Annotated in this window: 14 protein-coding genes; 10 read left to right on the forward strand and 4 right to left on the reverse strand. The window is 59.2% G+C overall.

Translation table 11 applies throughout. The annotated features are described in order from the left end of the window. Positions 1-6 precede the first annotated feature (6 nt). From HF320_RS02695 to HF320_RS02715, 5 genes are all read left to right on the forward strand, one after another. Positions 7-1,161: an iron-containing alcohol dehydrogenase gene (locus HF320_RS02695; protein ID WP_169276912.1), complete on the forward strand. Its 1,155-nt coding sequence runs from the start codon at positions 7-9 to the stop codon at positions 1,159-1,161. Between the two features lie 162 nt (positions 1,162-1,323). Further along, the gene (locus tag HF320_RS02700; protein ID WP_169276913.1) at positions 1,324-2,118 is read left to right on the forward strand and encodes a Cof-type HAD-IIB family hydrolase; all 795 of its coding nucleotides are present in this window, start codon (positions 1,324-1,326) and stop codon (positions 2,116-2,118) included. Between the two features lie 209 nt (positions 2,119-2,327). Further along, positions 2,328-3,179, forward strand: a complete 852-nt coding sequence (locus HF320_RS02705) for a tetratricopeptide repeat protein (protein ID WP_169276914.1) — start codon at positions 2,328-2,330, stop codon at positions 3,177-3,179. Further along, complete coding sequence (locus HF320_RS02710) at positions 3,166-4,116, forward strand: DUF4037 domain-containing protein (protein WP_169276915.1); 951 nt, start codon at positions 3,166-3,168, stop codon at positions 4,114-4,116. Before HF320_RS02705 ends, HF320_RS02710 begins: the two co-directional genes overlap by 14 nt. Positions 4,117-4,133: 17 nt before the next feature. Beyond that, positions 4,134-4,754, forward strand: a complete 621-nt coding sequence (locus HF320_RS02715; protein ID WP_022386633.1) for a DUF4125 family protein — start codon at positions 4,134-4,136, stop codon at positions 4,752-4,754. 365 nt (positions 4,755-5,119) lie between these two features. Here HF320_RS02715 and HF320_RS02720 read toward each other — a convergent pair whose 3' ends face one another. Genes HF320_RS02720 through HF320_RS02730 form a run of 3 tightly spaced genes read right to left on the reverse strand, consistent with a single transcriptional unit; the run spans position 5,120 to position 7,736 of the window. Next, the gene (locus tag HF320_RS02720; protein ID WP_169276916.1) at positions 5,120-5,938 is read right to left on the reverse strand and encodes a Cof-type HAD-IIB family hydrolase; all 819 of its coding nucleotides are present in this window, start codon (positions 5,936-5,938) and stop codon (positions 5,120-5,122) included. A gap of 30 nt (positions 5,939-5,968) precedes the next feature. Further along, a complete protein-coding gene (locus HF320_RS02725; protein WP_169276917.1) occupies positions 5,969-7,393 on the reverse strand; it encodes a citrate synthase in 1,425 nt (474 codons plus the stop codon). A gap of 55 nt (positions 7,394-7,448) precedes the next feature. Beyond that, complete coding sequence (locus tag HF320_RS02730; protein WP_022386636.1) at positions 7,449-7,736, reverse strand: ACT domain-containing protein; 288 nt, start codon at positions 7,734-7,736, stop codon at positions 7,449-7,451. A gap of 305 nt (positions 7,737-8,041) precedes the next feature. On the opposite strand from HF320_RS02730, the gene rpmE reads away from it, so the two are divergent. Then, positions 8,042-8,467: a 50S ribosomal protein L31 gene (gene rpmE / locus HF320_RS02735; RefSeq protein ID WP_169276918.1), complete on the forward strand. Its 426-nt coding sequence runs from the start codon at positions 8,042-8,044 to the stop codon at positions 8,465-8,467. A 436-nt stretch (positions 8,468-8,903) separates the two neighbouring features. Continuing rightward, entirely contained in the window at positions 8,904-9,578 is a 675-nt protein-coding gene (locus HF320_RS02740; protein ID WP_169276919.1) for a TIGR00266 family protein, read from the forward strand. Between the two features lie 60 nt (positions 9,579-9,638). Here HF320_RS02740 and HF320_RS02745 read toward each other — a convergent pair whose 3' ends face one another. After that, positions 9,639-10,148, reverse strand: a complete 510-nt coding sequence (locus HF320_RS02745; protein ID WP_169276920.1) for a pyridoxamine 5'-phosphate oxidase family protein — start codon at positions 10,146-10,148, stop codon at positions 9,639-9,641. Between the two features lie 217 nt (positions 10,149-10,365). Between HF320_RS02745 and secA the strand changes: the two genes are divergently transcribed. The 3 genes from secA to HF320_RS02760 all read left to right on the forward strand — a co-directional run bounded on the left by secA (position 10,366) and on the right by HF320_RS02760 (position 15,338). Beyond that, the gene (secA, locus tag HF320_RS02750) at positions 10,366-13,170 is read left to right on the forward strand and encodes a preprotein translocase subunit SecA (RefSeq protein ID WP_169276921.1); all 2,805 of its coding nucleotides are present in this window, start codon (positions 10,366-10,368) and stop codon (positions 13,168-13,170) included. A 15-nt stretch (positions 13,171-13,185) separates the two neighbouring features. Beyond that, positions 13,186-14,328: a peptide chain release factor 2 gene (gene prfB / locus HF320_RS02755; RefSeq protein WP_169277012.1), complete on the forward strand. Its 1,143-nt coding sequence runs from the start codon at positions 13,186-13,188 to the stop codon at positions 14,326-14,328. 119 nt (positions 14,329-14,447) lie between these two features. Then, positions 14,448-15,338 (forward strand): YitT family protein, encoded by an 891-nt coding sequence (locus HF320_RS02760; protein WP_022386642.1) that lies wholly within the window; start codon positions 14,448-14,450, stop codon positions 15,336-15,338. The last annotated feature ends 170 nt before the right edge of the window (positions 15,339-15,508 follow it).

Here is a 15,508-nt window from a genome sequence, read left to right on the forward strand (position 1 = left end):
TATCCCGTGGCACGTTTGTTTTTGACGCCCTCGCGCATTGTATCCGGGCAGGGCGCGCTCGACGATTCGCTCGACATCCTGCGCGGTTTGGGAACCAAGGCTTTTGTGGTGACCGACCCCATGATGGTCAAGCTTGGCAACTGCAAAACGGTAACCGACGCCCTTGAGCGCGCAGGGCTTGGCTTTGAGGTGTTCGACCAGATCACGGGCGAGCCGAGTGACATTATGATCGAGGCGGGAATCGCCGCATTCAAGGCGTCGGGCTGCGATATGTACGTGGGCCTTGGCGGCGGCAGTCCCATCGACGCTATGAAGGCCATTGCCATGATGACCGCTTGCGATGGCGACATCGACGAGCAGATGGGTGTTGCCCTGGATTTTGATCGTCCGCCGCTTGTGGCCATCCCCACTACGGCGGGCACGGGTTCGGAAGCCACGCAGTTCACGATCATCAACAACACGCGTCAGGGCATCAAGATGCTCCTTGCGGGTGCCAAGGTTTTGCCCGACGTTGCCATTGTGGACCCGCAATTCACATGCACGGCGCCGGCGAGCGTCACGGCAAACACAGGTGTTGACGCTTTGTGCCATGCGCTCGAATCGGCTACGTCCAAGAAGATGCAGCCCATGAGCTACACCTTCTCGATAAGTGCCATCAAACGTATCTTGGCACATCTTTACACGTGCTATACCGAGCCCGAAAACGTTGAGGCGCGCACCCAGATGGCCATTGCCGCGACCGAGGCGGGTGTTGCCTTCAACAATGCGAGCGTGACCATCATCCATGGCATGAGTCGACCTATCGGTGCACTCTTCCATGTACCGCACGGCCTCTCCAACGCCATGATTATGCTGGAGTGCCTGCGCTATGTGGTGGACGGTGCCTATCCGCAGTTCGCCGCCGTGGCGCGTGAAGTGGGTGCATCTGTTGCAACAGATGACGAGACGGCAGCAAATGAATTGCTCGATGTCATCGCCGAGCTGCTGCGAAAGCTCAACATCCCCACGCTTGCAAGCTATGGTATCGATGTCGATGAATTCCGTGCTCAGATTCCCAAGATGGCAAAAGACGCTATCGATTCGGGCAGTCCGGCAAATACGATTAAGCCTTTGACGGCTGCCGATCTTGAGACGATTTACGAGCGTTTGATTTCTGCCTAGCGCAGGCCTGACGCCACGCTAACGTTGTCCCCCTTTTTCGCGTGCGCCCGCTTGTGACGATTGTCGCAAGCGGGCGCATTGTAGCTATGGTGCTAATGCGAAATGGGTATGCTGGGCGTGAGAGAAGGTTGTTGCACAGGTTGTTTAGGAGGCCCTGTTCGCATGATCAAACTTATTGCTTCTGACATGGATGGTACGTTGCTCGATGAGCACGGTGAGGTTCCCTCTGAGACGTTTGAGCTTATCGAGGCTCTGCGTGAGAAGGGCGTTCATTTCGCCGCCTCTTCTGGCCGTCGCTATGATCGCTTGTGCACGTTTTTCGAGCCGGTGCGCGAACACATGGATTTCGTGGCATCAAACGGCGCGCAGGTCTACGCGGACGGCCAACTGATCGATCGCGAGGTGTACTCGCATCTCGCTATTCGCGAGCTTGCCCGTGTGATCGAGATGTTCGACAACCTGCACCTGGCGTTGTTCGACCGTACGAAGTCCTTTTTGCTTGACGACGAGAGCAAGTTCGTGCGCGAGGTGGACAAAGACCTTCCCAACGCTGAGCGCATTTGGGACCTGCCCGATCCCGAGGTGAATATCCTTAAGGCATCGATTTTTTGCGATGACGGCAACGTGATGGATAACGCGTACGTGCTTCAGCGCGAGCTGGGCGACAAATTTGTGTTCGCACCTTCCGGCAACGCATGGATCGACGCTCTCCAGCTTGGCGTGACCAAGGCTTCGGGCATCGCTCAGATCATGGATTACTATGGCATCAAGACCGAGGAAGTCATGGCTTTTGGCGACTCCATGAACGACTACGAGATCGTGCGCATGGTGGGCTGCGGTTGCGCTATGGCAAACGGCCGCCCTGCCCTTAAGGCCGTGGCCGACCGCGTGGTGGGCTACAACTACGAGCATGCCGTTCAGGCCGAGATGCGCCGTATTTTGAACGAGCAGAAGTAAGTTTCCGTGCTTGGGCGCGCAAGGTCCCGATGCGCATCGGGGTCTCGCACGGCAGCCTTTGGCAACTTGTTTATTTCTCACTGCAGCTCCGTACGCCGACATCTCTCGACCGCTGCCGAGAGCTATGGGCAGGGCGCACAAAGGGGAATCTCATCTTTCCCGTAGAATCTCATAGCAGCTATGGCAAGTGCGTGAGAGTGGGTGCGACTATGGGATACGTAGACGAGCCAGACTATACGGAGCTCAATCAAATCATCGAGCGGCTTCAGGCCCATATGATGCGCGGTGAATATGCACTTGCGTATCCCGTGGCCTGCGAGGAACTCGCGTGCGCACGCTCTGTCTGTGCGCCGGGGGATGTGCATCTGGCCATTGCTTTGAACGATGCCGCTTCGGTCGAGCGCTATCTTGGCCGCTATGACGATGCTCGCGAGCACTTTATCGAGGCTGGGGAGATCTTACGCGAAGCGTGGGGCGAAACAAATTCCGAGTATGGTACGACGGTCAATAACCTGGCTGGTCTTTACCGTCTCTGCAGAGATTTCGATAAGGCCGAGGAGACGTTCAAGCACGCCCTTACGATCTATCAGGCAAGCTTGCCTGAGGACGACTGGCGCACCATCAGCTGCTACAACAACATCGGCCTGCTCTACCAAGACCAGGGTCGCTATGATGAGGCGCGCGCGTGTCATGAGCGCGCTTTGGCGCTGCTCGAGGGTTCGGCTGCCGGCACCCAGCATCCCAATTCTATTGCAACAACGCTTATGAACCTTGGCGTCTGCCTGTGGCATGCGGGCGATGTCACGCGTGCAAAAGACCTTTTTGAGCGCGGACGCGCTATGACGCTCGAGCTTAACGGCCGCGTCAGCGCCAGTTACGCGAGCGCTCTTAACAACGTGGCGGGATTCCTTGCAGATCAAGGAGAGCCCGAGCATGCGCTTGAGCTTTTTGAGGAGTCGCGCGAAATTGCAGGTGAGCTGTTCGGTACCGAATCGCGCGCCTATACGATAGTCTGTCAAAACATCGAGCGCGTGCGGGGGGACCTGAATGCAAGGTCTTGAGCTGACGCGTGAATATGCCGCCAAGGTGGCTTTGCCCGAGTTGCGTCGCGGCCTGGGAGACGAGGCGTTTTCTCGCATTGCCGTAGGCAGCGTGGGCGACGGATCGGATCGCTTTGGCTTTGACGACGAGGTCTCTCGCGATCACGACTGGGGCGTTTCCCTGTGCGTTTGGGCCCGCGACGGAGAACAGGCGCTCGCCGCCTCCGCCGACCAGATCATGCGCGCGCTTCCCTCGAACTACTGTGGCTATCCCATCTTGGGATTTCATGCCCGGGCTCCTCAAGGGAGGGCTGGTGCATGGACCGTGGCAACTCACTACGCGTACTTTACGGGATGCTCCGAGGGCCCTTGCACGCTTGCCGAGTGGGCACATACGCCCGAGCACGCCCTCGCGGCAGCCACGAACGGGGACGTTTTTTACGATGGGCCGGGCGATTTTTCGCGTATACGCGAGCGCTTGCTTTTGGGATACCCCGATGCCGTGCGACTGCAGCGCATCGCGCAGCGATGCATGGACTTTGCTCAAGCGGGCCAGTACAACCTAGTGCGTGCTGCGGTTCGTGGCGACGAAGCTGGCTGCTGCTTGGCCTATGCGCGTGCCGTCGAGGCCGCATGCCTGCTTGTGCACGAACTGTCGCATCGCTTTTGCCCGTACTACAAATGGGCCCTTACCTCGTGCGAACGCTGTTGCGGAGAGCTGGGCCGTGCGGTTGCGGCGCATCTGCGCGCTGCCGGGTCGTTTACGGGTGCGCTTGGAACTTGCAACGCGCGCGCCCTTCAAAACGAGCTTGACGATGCAGCCGCGCTGATCGTGGCAGAGCTGGCGCGTCAGGAACTTACGGATGATACATCGGTCTTCTTGCTTGACCATGTGAACACCATCAGGACATTGGGCACCGCGGCGGGAATGGCGCCGTGCGCGATGCCGCGCGACTAGAGACGGGAGTGACTATCATGTCCAGAGCAGAACTTATCGACACAATCGTACGCATCGAATGGGAGGACTTCCTGCATGTGAATAACGAAGGTGGTGTTGCGTCTTGTCAGCGGCGCCCCGACACCTTCAAGATCATGCGCACCTCGCTTTTGCAGACCTATTCGGACGAGCTTCTCGAGTCGTATCTCGATGATGTCTCGACCGCTTCGGCAACTGGTCGTTCTTTGATGACCGAGAAGTACGCCTGGATGATGGAAAACACCGACGACACGGCGTTTAAGCAGATCGCCTCTCAGCTTCCGCTTCTTCCGTATGAGGTATGTGAGCGCATCGAGCATATCGTCAAGTTCTTCCTGGTGTGGCAGGCGCAGGCAAATGTTTTGTTCCCGCGCATGGCCGAAGGCGGCCGCCCGCTTCTTTCCGAGGACGACAAGCCTGATTCGACTTCGTTTGAGAGCTACCTGCGCGGCGAGCTCAAGAGCTATTCTGCCCGCACGATCGCGATTTACGAGCGCTATGCAATTTCGTGCTGGCATAACGGCGTAAACCTCGCCATTGCGAACATGGATAACATCGCGCGCCACTACGGTTATGCCAACGCTACCGACGCCGAGCACAACAGCGGCAGGGGGAAGTGAGGCTTCTCGATGTATGCGGCGGTCTGCGGAATGGCTTGTTTCGCGACCGCCGTTTTCTTGCAGGCGCTTATGGGCGGCTGCTGCGACAGCATTTGGACTCCAAATAATTCTGACGAGTGGCGGCTTTTCAATCATTTTTAGATGAGTGGCGGCTTTTAAAGCGTTTTGAGCTCGAATGTGGCACCAGGATGCACAATTATCCGCCACTCGTTCGAAAACGTTTGATTTTCCGCCACACATTTGCGTTTCAAAAGGGGCGCCTGGATCCACGCGTTGTCGTTAGCATGCAGTGATGCAGAAGGCTCCGGCTCGATTTTGCTGAGCCGGGGCTTTTGAGTGCATCTGGGTTTAGAAGGCAGCGGCGCTTACCGTCCGAGCTTTTCCATAATCACTTTGGCAACGCCGTTTCGATCGTTGTAGTCGGCAACCAGGTTTGCGGCCGCGATGTCTTCGGGCTCGGCGTTTTTCATCGCCACGCCGCAGCCCGCCGCTTCGATCATCGAGATGTCGTTGATGTTGTCACCAAAGGCAACCGAATCTGCAACGTCTATGCCCAGGTGTCCGCACAGCCAGGTAAGGGCGCCGCCCTTGGTTGCTGCAGGGTCGGAAAGCTCGATGTTATTGGGCGCGGAGCGTACGATGGCGAGCGTGGGGTCTTGGCTGTAGACGGCTTTGAGCTCGGCGGCATCGCGCTCGTTTTTCCAATAAATGGTAATGCGCTCAAAATCGTCGTGCTCAGCAATGAACTTCTCGCAGGGCTCGTCGTAGGGCGTGCGGTTGCTCTGGAGCGACTCCAAGGTGGAGAGCTCGCCGGCGAACTCGGCAAGGCGATCGTAGCGTGCCCGCTCAGAATAGCAGGCGCCATTGGAAAAGATGTCGAACGTGATATCGCGATAGCCGCGGGCCACCTGGTAGATGTCAAGCACGTGCTGGCGCGTGAGATGCACGGCGTGGATTTGGGCCTGCGTTTGTAGGTCCACAACCGAGGCACCGTTCGATGCCACAACGTAGCGCACGGACGGATGCGCCAAAAGCTCCGCCGGCACGCCGTTGAAGGCACGCGCTGTGCAGGGGACGAATTGCATGCCCGCATCGTGAATCGCGTCGAGCGCAGCCCAGGTTTCGGGCGTGATGCGCTTGTCGGAGGTGAGCAGCGTTCCATCCATATCGGAAAAGAAAATCATGGGATCCTTTCGGAGGGCAAAGCGAAAAGCCTACTGACGTTCGTTGATGGGCAGATAGGTGACGTCATCCAGCACCGATTGATAGCCCGGGCGGATGATGCGATGCGCGCAGAAGAGCTCCTCCATGCGGTGGGCTGCCCAACCTGCCATGCGTGAAACGGCGAACATCGGGGTGAAGAGCGTCTCGGGGATGCCAAGCATTGAGTAGATAAAGCCGGTGTACAGGTCGATGTTGGCGCAGATAGGCTTGGTGATGCCGCAGACATCGCGCATGAGCTGCGGCGCGAGACCCTCGATGCGCTCGATGAGCGCAAACTCATCGCCCAGGCCCTTCTTTTGCGCAAGACTGCGCGCATAGGTGCGGCAGAGCTCGGCACGCGGGTCGGAAAGCGTGTAGACGGCGTGGCCCATGCCGTAGATGAGGCCGGAGCCGTCGAACGCTTCGCGCTTGAGGATGCGCGTGAGGTACGCGGCGAGCTCGTCTTCGTCCTCCCAGTTCGAAACATGCTTGCGAATGTCCTCGTGCATGGCAACGACCTTGGCGTTGGCTCCGCCGTGGCGCGGACCCTTGAGGGAGCCGATCGCGGCGGCATAGGCGGAGTAGGGGTCGGTTGCCGAGGAAGAGAGCACGCGGCAGGCGAACGTCGAGTTGTTGCCGCCGCCGTGCTCGGCGTGCAGCATCATCATGACATCGAGCAACATGGCTTCGTCATGGGTGAAATCGTTTCCGCCGCGCAGGACCTGCAGGACGCTTTCGGCGGTGGAGAGGTCGGGGGAGGGCTGGGGAATCTGCGGCATGCGCCCCTCGCGCTGGGCGACACGTGCCATGTGGGCGAGAGCGGCGATGCGCGGCAGACGCGCGATCATGGACATGGCGACGTCGATCTCGTGTTCCGGCGAAATCTCGTCAGGCTCGGCGTCAAAGCGGTATAGCAGCAAGACGGCACGTGCTAGCGTGTTCATGATGCTTTTGGAGGGCGTGGTGAGCGGGAACTCGTGGATGTAGTCGCCGGAGAGGTGGCGGAATGCGCTCAGACGCTCGCAAAAGCCCGTGAGCTCTTCTTTGCTGGGAAGGGAACCGGTGAGCAGCAGGTAGGCGACTTCCTCGTAGCCAAAGCGGTCTTCTGCTTGGGCGTGATTCACCAGGTCGTCGATGCTGTATCCGCGCAGGCTCAAGCGGCCCTCGTCGGGGACGACGCGACCGTCGATCCGGTTGTAGCCGTGGACGTCGGAGATGCGCGTAAGGCCTGCGACGACGCCGGAGCCGTCGGCATTGCGCAGGCCGCGCTTGACGTTATGCTGCTCGAAGAGCGATTCGTCGTAGGGCGCATTGGGAAAACCGTGGTACAGGCGTTCACTGTCCTCGTCGATCTGGCGGCTTGCCTCGTAGTCGAGCACCAGGCGGCTCAGATAGTCGTCGAAGCGGTAGTAAATCTTTTTAGCGTCATATGCCACGGTTGAGGCTCCTCTCGCAAGGCGCTGTTTAAATGTCGTTGGAATACCGTAGGGCTTAGAGGCGGTACATGAAGTTAAAGACGTCCTCGCGCTGAATGTTCACGGTTACGCCGGAGAGCTCGCCTGCTTGGACCAGTGCTTCTTGCAGGTCGGTGAAGTCGAGCGTGGACTCGGAGCAGTCTGCGAGCATGGTCATGGTGAAGATGTCCTCGAGGATGGACTGCGTGATGTCGCGGATGTCGACGTTGGCCTCGCCCAGCACGCGGGTGACGCCGGCGACGATGCCGGGGCGGTTTTCGCCCAGGACGGTGATGACGATACGGTTGGAGGCGGTCTCGGCCATGAGAGTCCCTTCGACGTGTGCGCAAGGCGCGGCGCCGCGCACAGAGATAACAATACTCACCATTGTAGATGTACCGGCGCGCTTTACGCATGCCATTCACGCGGGTAACACGGCAGAAATCGGAAGGGGGAGAGCGGCTCGTGCCCGGGGCGCGCCGTGCGCGAGTATTGGCATGGTGCTTTTGTGGGCTTGGCGAGCTCGTTGGGGTCTGTGCTATCCTAGGCAGGCTGTCTTGTCTTGGTCGGAAACCAAGACACCCCTAGTTCTGGTCGGAAACCAGGACGCGATTCCAGAGGAGCCCTGCCATGAAGCAAGGAATTCATCCGGAGTACGTCGAGTGCACCGTCCGCTGCAGCTGCGGCAACGTGTTCAAGACCCGCTCCACCAAGCCTGAGATTACCGTCGAGCTCTGCAACGAGTGCCACCCGTTCTACACTGGCCAGCAGAAGTTCGTTGACACCGGTGGACGCGTCCAGCGCTTCGCCGACAAGTTCGGTGGCGCCGCCGCTGCTCAGCTCAAGAAGGCTGAGGAGGCCAAGGCTGCTAAGGCCGCTAAGGCTGCCGAGGCCGAGGCTGCTCGCAAGGCTGCCGCTGAGGCTAAGGCTGCCGAGAAGGCAAAGCGTGCCGAGAAGTTCGCTGCTGAGGCTGCCAAGAAGGCCGCCGAGGCTCCCGCTGAGGCTCCGGTCGACCAGGCCGCTGCTGAGGCCGAGGCCACCGAGGCTGCCGAGTAGCATTTGCTGCTTGTAACAAAGTGCACGTATGAGGGCTGCGATTCTGTGGGTCGCAGCCCTTTTTCTATTTCGAACGGATGATGCCACGGGTCAGATGATCGGCGGCTGATGCACGGTGGCCGACGGTCGGCGGCTGACAGTTGGTGGCTGATGAGTGGCGGTTTTCAAACGTTTTTAAATGAGTGGCGGTTTTTGAAACGTTTTGAGGAGGAAATCGACGAGATTGCGCGTGTTTATCCGCCACTCGATTCAAAATGAGTGATTTACCGCCACTCGTTTTAAGGGAGGCGCGCGTGAGAGCCGGGAACGGTCACCGCTTTGGGACGTCAGGCCGCCGTCTTGGGGTTGAGATAAAGGGGACGTTCTCGATAATAATTAACAAGATGTAATAGTCTGTCCCCATATGTCGGGCGACATCGAACGAAAGGAGCATGCCGTGCAGTACAAGATCCTTGGAGGAACCTTCCCGGTTGTTACGTGCAATCTTGCCGATGGTGAATCGATGATCACCGAGAGCGGCGCCATGGTTTGGATGACCCCCAACATGGAGATGTCTACCACGGGCGGCGGGCTTGGCAAGATGTTTTCAAAGGCCGTTTCGGGTGAAAGCATGTTTCAAAACATCTGGACCGCGCACGGTAGCGCAATGATCACGTTTGGCTCGTGCTTCCCGGGCCGTATCGTTCCGATCGAGATCGGTCCCAACAAAAGCTGGGTTTTGCAGAAGCGCTCGTTCCTTGCTGCCGAAAGCGGCGTTGAGCTGAGCGTTCATTTTAATAGAAAGGCAAAGACCGGCATTTTTGGCGGCGAGGGCTTCGTCATGCAAAAGCTTACGGGCAGCGGCATCGCTTTTGCCGAGATTGACGGCGACCTTGTTGAATATCAGCTTGCCCCGGGGCAGCAGATGATCGTCGATACAGGCAACGTTGCCGGCTTCGAAGAGACGGTCAAAATCGATGCACAAATGGTCAAGGGCGCCAAGAACATTGTCTTTGGCGGCGAGGGCCTGTTCAACACCGTGCTTACGGGCCCGGGCCGTATCTGGTTGCAAACGATGCCCGTCACCAATCTTGCGGCGGCTATCGCGCCGATGGTCTCTAGCGGCAATTAAGGCAATTAAGAATAGACGCGAGGCGAGCCGCTGCGGGTTTGCCTCGCGTTGGCGTCTCGCCTACCGCTTGGGTGCGCGCTCCTTGGCCGAGAGCGTGTCGACATCGATGCGAAAGATCGCGACGCGCGCGAGCGCATCGGGCATGAAGACAGGGGAGGGCATATCGGGCGCCGCGTGCGCCATGATGAGACGAAGGGCCTGCTCCTTTTCTGCCGGATCATCAACCGCAAGCACGATGCCCGACCCCATGATGGAACGATATGAACGCGAGTATGCGCAGGCAAATGTGCCTGTGATGTTGCCACGGTCCTCTTCAAGTTCGATCGCTACGCGAACGCCGCCTTTGCCGCCTGCGAAGAACGCCTCGGCTTTGCGGCCTTCTCGTGCCGAATGCAGGTAGAGTGATAGGCTTTCCGCTCCGTCCTGCTCTTTGTGCCACCGGTAGCCGTAGTTCACGGGAACGACGAACATCCCGTCGTCATCCATGGCGCCAACGTGCAGCACCTGCGCGGAATCTACGATGTCCTTGATTGCGTCGGCGTCGGTTACCTGACGCTTGATGAGCCTCATCGGTCGCATTGTTCCTCCTGGCTTGAGCTCGTCTGCCACGTGCGGCTTTGCATGTGGCTGATCGCCACATGATACGCCTGCGGCATGTTCTATACCGAGCATGGTTTATACGTGGGGGAGCAATATATGACTCTGTCAAGGTGCAAATATGGCTAAAGTAAAATCAACTGTGTATTCATCGAGCTTATTTGGCTCGGTTAAGTAAAGGACACCGTCTATGGGTTTCATGTCTAAGCTGCTCTCGTTTGGCTCCGACAAGGACATTAAGCGCTACGAGAAGATCGTTGAAAAAATCAACGACCTCGAGCCTGATTTCGTCAAGATGACCGACGAGGAGCTGGCGGGCCAAACGGTCAAGTTCCGCGAGCGTTACGAGGCGGGCGAGACGCTTGACGCGCTGCTGCCCGAGGCATTCGCCACCGTTCGCGAGGCTTCCAAGCGCACGCTTGGCATGCGTCATTTCGATGTGCAGCTCATCGGCGCCATGGCGTTGCATGAGGGCATGATCGCCGAGATGAAGACAGGCGAGGGTAAAACGCTTGTCTCCACGCTCGCCGGCTACCTTAACGCCATTCCCGCCAAGGGCGTTCATATCGTTACCGTTAACGATTACCTGGCAAAGCGCGACTCCGAGTGGATGGGCAAGATCTATCGCTTCTTGGGCATGACTGTGGGCCTGCTGCAAAACGGCATGCCGCTCGAGGACAAGCTGCCCGCCTATGCCGCCGATGTCACCTATGGCACCAATTCCGAGTTCGGCTTCGACTATCTGCGCGACAACATGGTGGTACGCGCCGGTCAGCGCGTGCAGCGCGGTCACGCCTACGCCATCGTCGACGAGGTCGACTCCATCCTTATCGATGAGGCGCGTACGCCCCTCATCATCTCGGGCGCTGGCACCAAGTCTGCGAGCACCTACAAGGACTTCGCCCGCGCCGTGCGCGGCCTGGAGCGCGGCGAGGAAGTCCAGCACGATATGCTTGCCTCCGTCGAGCCCCAGGAGGAGACCGGCGATTACGTGATGGACGAGGCCAAGCACACCATCGCGGCTACCGAGCGCGGCTTGAAGAAGATCGAGCAGCGCCTGGGCATCGAGGACATCTACGCCGACCTGTCCGGCCAGCTGGTCAACCACTTGCAGCAGGCGCTCAAGGCCCAGTACATGTTCCATCGCGATAAACAATACGTCGTGCAAAACGGCGAGGTTAAGATCGTCGACGAGTTTACCGGCCGTATCATGGAGGGCCGTCGTTACTCCGAGGGCCTGCACCAGGCTATCGAGGCAAAAGAGGGCGTGCTCGTGCGCGAGGAGAATCAGACGCTCGCCACCATCACCCTGCAAAACTACTTCCGCCTGTACGACAAGCTTTCCGGCATGACCGGTACCGCTTTGACCGAGGATGCCGAGTTCCGCGAAATCTACAAGCTCCCCGTTCAGGTGATCCCTCCCAACAAGCCCGTTATCCGCGTGGACCACGATGACTTGGTCTACCGCACTATCGATGCCAAGTTCAACGCTGTCGCCGACGACGTTGAGGCTCGCCATGCCAAGGGCCAGCCTGTGCTGGTGGGCACCGTTTCCATCGAGAGCTCCGAAAAGCTCTCGCGCCTGCTCGATAGCCGCGGCATCAAGCATGCCATCCTCAACGCCAAGTTCCATGAGCACGAGGCTCACATCGTCGCTCAGGCCGGTCGTTATGGCGCCGTGACCATCGCCACCAACATGGCTGGCCGTGGTACCGACATCCTGCTTGGCGGCAATCCCGACGAGCTCGCGCGCGAGATGCTCGCCAATGCGGGCATCGAGATGGCCGACGCCACGCTCGAGCAGCTCGAGAGCGCGCGTGAGCAGGCCGTTGCCACCTGCAAGGCCGAGCGCGAGCGCGTGCTTGCAGCCGGCGGCCTGACCGTCATTGGCACCGAGCGCCATGAGTCCCGCCGTATCGACAACCAGCTGCGCGGCCGCTCCGGCCGTCAGGGCGATCCGGGCGAGACTCAGTTCTATCTGTCGCTCGAGGACGATCTCATGCGCCTGTTTGGCGGCGACAAGATGGACCGCATCTCCAACATGATGATCTCGGCAGATATGCCCGACGACATGCCTATCCAGCACAAGTTTGTGTCCAAGGCCGTGGAGAGCGCCCAGCGCAAGGTCGAGAATATCAACTTCTCCATGCGTAAAAACGTCCTTGAGTACGACGACGTCATGAATAAGCAGCGCCAGGTTATCTATGCCGAGCGCAACATGGTTCTGGACGGCAAGGACCTCAGCGACCACGTCTCCGATGTCATCAAGGATACCGTGGCCCGCTGCGTGCAGGAATTCTGTGCCACCGATAGCCATGAGGGCGAGCGCGACCTTGAAGGCCTGCACAAGTGGGTCGTAGAACTTACGGGCAACGTGAACGCTCCCCAGTTTGCCGACAGCGCTTATGACGAACTCAACGCCGAAGTGCTGGCGTATGTTCAGAAGTGCTACGACGCCAAGGCCGAGCGCCTGGGCGATGACCTCATGCGTGAGCTCAACTGCCAGGTTATGCTGCGCGTAATCGACACCCGCTGGATGAACTACCTGCAGGAGATGGACTATCTCAAGACTGGCATCGGCCTGCGAGGCTTTGGCCAGCGCGACCCGTTGGTCGAGTACAAGTCCGAGGCCTTCGCTGCCTTCCAGACGCTTGTCGACACCATGTATGAGGATTACCTGCGCACCGTTTTGCGCATCGAGATCAAGAGCGCACCTGAGCCTGCGCACGACGCTCCCGCCGAGCTCGAGGGCGCCCAGTACTCCGGTCCGGGCGAGGTCGATGGCGATGACGCATCTGCAACTGTTCGCCGCGAGGCCGCTGTTCGCGCCCGCACTGCCGTCACGGGCGGCTCCGGCGCTGCCAACTCCTTTGGTCACGTGCAAACCTATCGCAAGGACGAATCGGACGACCCCTATGTCAACGTGGGCCGCAACGAGCCGTGCCCTTGTGGCTCGGGCAAGAAGTTCAAGAACTGTCACGGTAGGAACCGCTAAGTGTCAACCGAAGTCATGACGACCTCGACCGAGGCTCTGGACGCTCTGAATGCGCGTCTGGCCGAGGTCGAGGCCTATCTCCATTTAGATGAGAAGCGCGCCCGCGTGGCAGAGCTTGAGGCAAAAAGCGCCGAGGCTGGTTTTTGGGACAACCCCGATGCCGCCCGAACGCTTATGGCCGAGCTTTCCAGTTGCAAAGAGGACATCCAGGCTGTGGCGGATGCGCGCGAAGGCATCTCCGATGCTCTTGCCGCGCTCGAACTTGCCGACGAGATGGGCGGCGACGAGGAGTTGCTGGCCGAGGCAGCGTCTACCGCGCAGGCCCTTGAACGCAAGATCGACGATATGGAGCTCTCCAGCTGGTTTACCGGCGAGTTTGATCACGGCAATGCGATTCTCACTATCAAGCCCGGCCAGGGTGGTCTTGAGGCGCAGGACTGGACCTTCATGCTCTTTAAGATGTACATGAAGTACTGCGCGCGTCGCGGTTGGAAGGTGACGGTCAACGACTGCCCCGCGGCAGAGGTTATCGGCATCGACCGTGCCACCATCACCGTTGAGGGCAAGAACGCCTTTGGCATGCTGCGTGCCGAGGCGGGCGTGCACCGTTTGGTGCGCATTTCGCCTACGGACGATAAAAAGCGCCGCCAGACTACATTTGCGGGCGTTGAGGTCATCCCGGTGCTGCCCGATGATATCGAGGTCGAGGTCGATCCCGGCGACATCCGCGTGGATGTGTACCACGCGAGTGGCCCTGGTGGCCAGGGCGTCAACACCACCGACTCTGCCGTGCGCGTCACGCATATCCCCACAGGTATTGTGGTCACCTGCCAAAACGAGCGCAGCCAGATACAGAACAAAGCCGCATGTATGCAGATCCTCAAAGCGCGCCTCTACGAGCTGGAGCTTCAAAAGCGCGAAGAGGCTCTCGACGAGATTCGCGGGCCCAAGCATACGATCGGCTTTGGCAATCAGATTCGAAGCTATGTGCTCTATCCGTATCAGATGGTCAAAGACCTGCGTACGGGTGTAGAGACGGGCAACCCCGATGCTGTTTTGGAAGACGGGGACCTAGATCCGTTCATCTTTGGCTACCATCGCTGGGCAACCGGCAATGCCGAGGGTCCGTCTGCAGAGGATACCTTGCTGGACGAATAGCCTACGCTGACGGAAGGGGCGGTGTTCGAGCCGCGCTTCATCCGGTACAATCGAGCCGTTGAAGCCTAAGGGGGCGCACCGCGAACGTTGCGATGCGTCCTTTCTCATGAGGAGGAATAGTGGGGCACCGTTTGGATATCAAGCGCATCATCCAATCGAACTTCGTGCGCGATCTGCCGATGGTCGTGCTCGGCTGCGCTATCGCGGCGTTCGCAACCGACATGTTCATGATTCCCAACGGTCTTGCCGCGGGCGGCGTTACCGGCGTGGCAACGATCATCCAGGAGCTTGGCGCCCGCAATGGCCTGACACTTCCCGTTGGCATGCAGACCATCGTGATTAACGCCGTTCTGCTGCTGGCGGTGGCACGCGCCGGAGGCCTGCTCTACGTTATTCAAACCGTGACGGGATTTGTTTTGCTCGGTGTGTTCACCGACCTCTTTGCGCCTTTTGTCACGCCGCTTGGCGGCGAGGAGCTGATGCTTTCGGCTCTTTGGGGTGCGCTGGCGTGCGGCTTGGGTTACGGCTTGGTGCTGCGCTGCGGCTCCAATACCGGCGGGTCGGATACCATCGGCCAGATCATCTCGCGCAAGACGTCGCTGCCGGTGGGCGCTACCACCATGGTCATCGACGTTACCGTCTGTGCGCTTTCGATTCCCGTGTTCTCGCTCATCAATGCGCTTTACGCTGCGCTCGCCATGGTGCTCATGGGCATCGTAGTCGATGCCGTGGTCGACGGCGGCAACAAGCGCCGCATGGCTTTTGTCATTTCCGATAGCTTTGACGATATCGCGGACGATATCTTGCACGGCTTGGGGCGCGGCTGCACCAAGCTGAGCGCGACGGGCATGTGGAGCGGTAACGACAAGCCAGTGCTCATGGTGATTTTGGAGCGTCGCGAGCTTTCGCCCCTAAAGGCTATTGTGGCTGAGCGCGACCGAGACGCCATCGTCATCATCTCCGATGTCACCGAGGCGTTTGGCGAGGGATTCAAAGAGCTGGGCGTGTAGTGCAGCGGCGGGTGTGCGATGCCCGCCGCTGTTTTTTACATGAGTGAAAAAACGTTTGCGCCCACTGGCCGATTGATAACCCCGTAGCGCAGTTGTGCCTGGCAACGGGAGACGCTTGGTTCATAATGGGGAAGCGTACGTGTCGCTTTGCAAACCAAGACGGCGCGGAC

Origin of the sequence: Collinsella acetigenes (assembly GCF_012844445.1) — a bacterium.
GTDB lineage: Bacteria > Actinomycetota > Coriobacteriia > Coriobacteriales > Coriobacteriaceae > Collinsella > Collinsella acetigenes.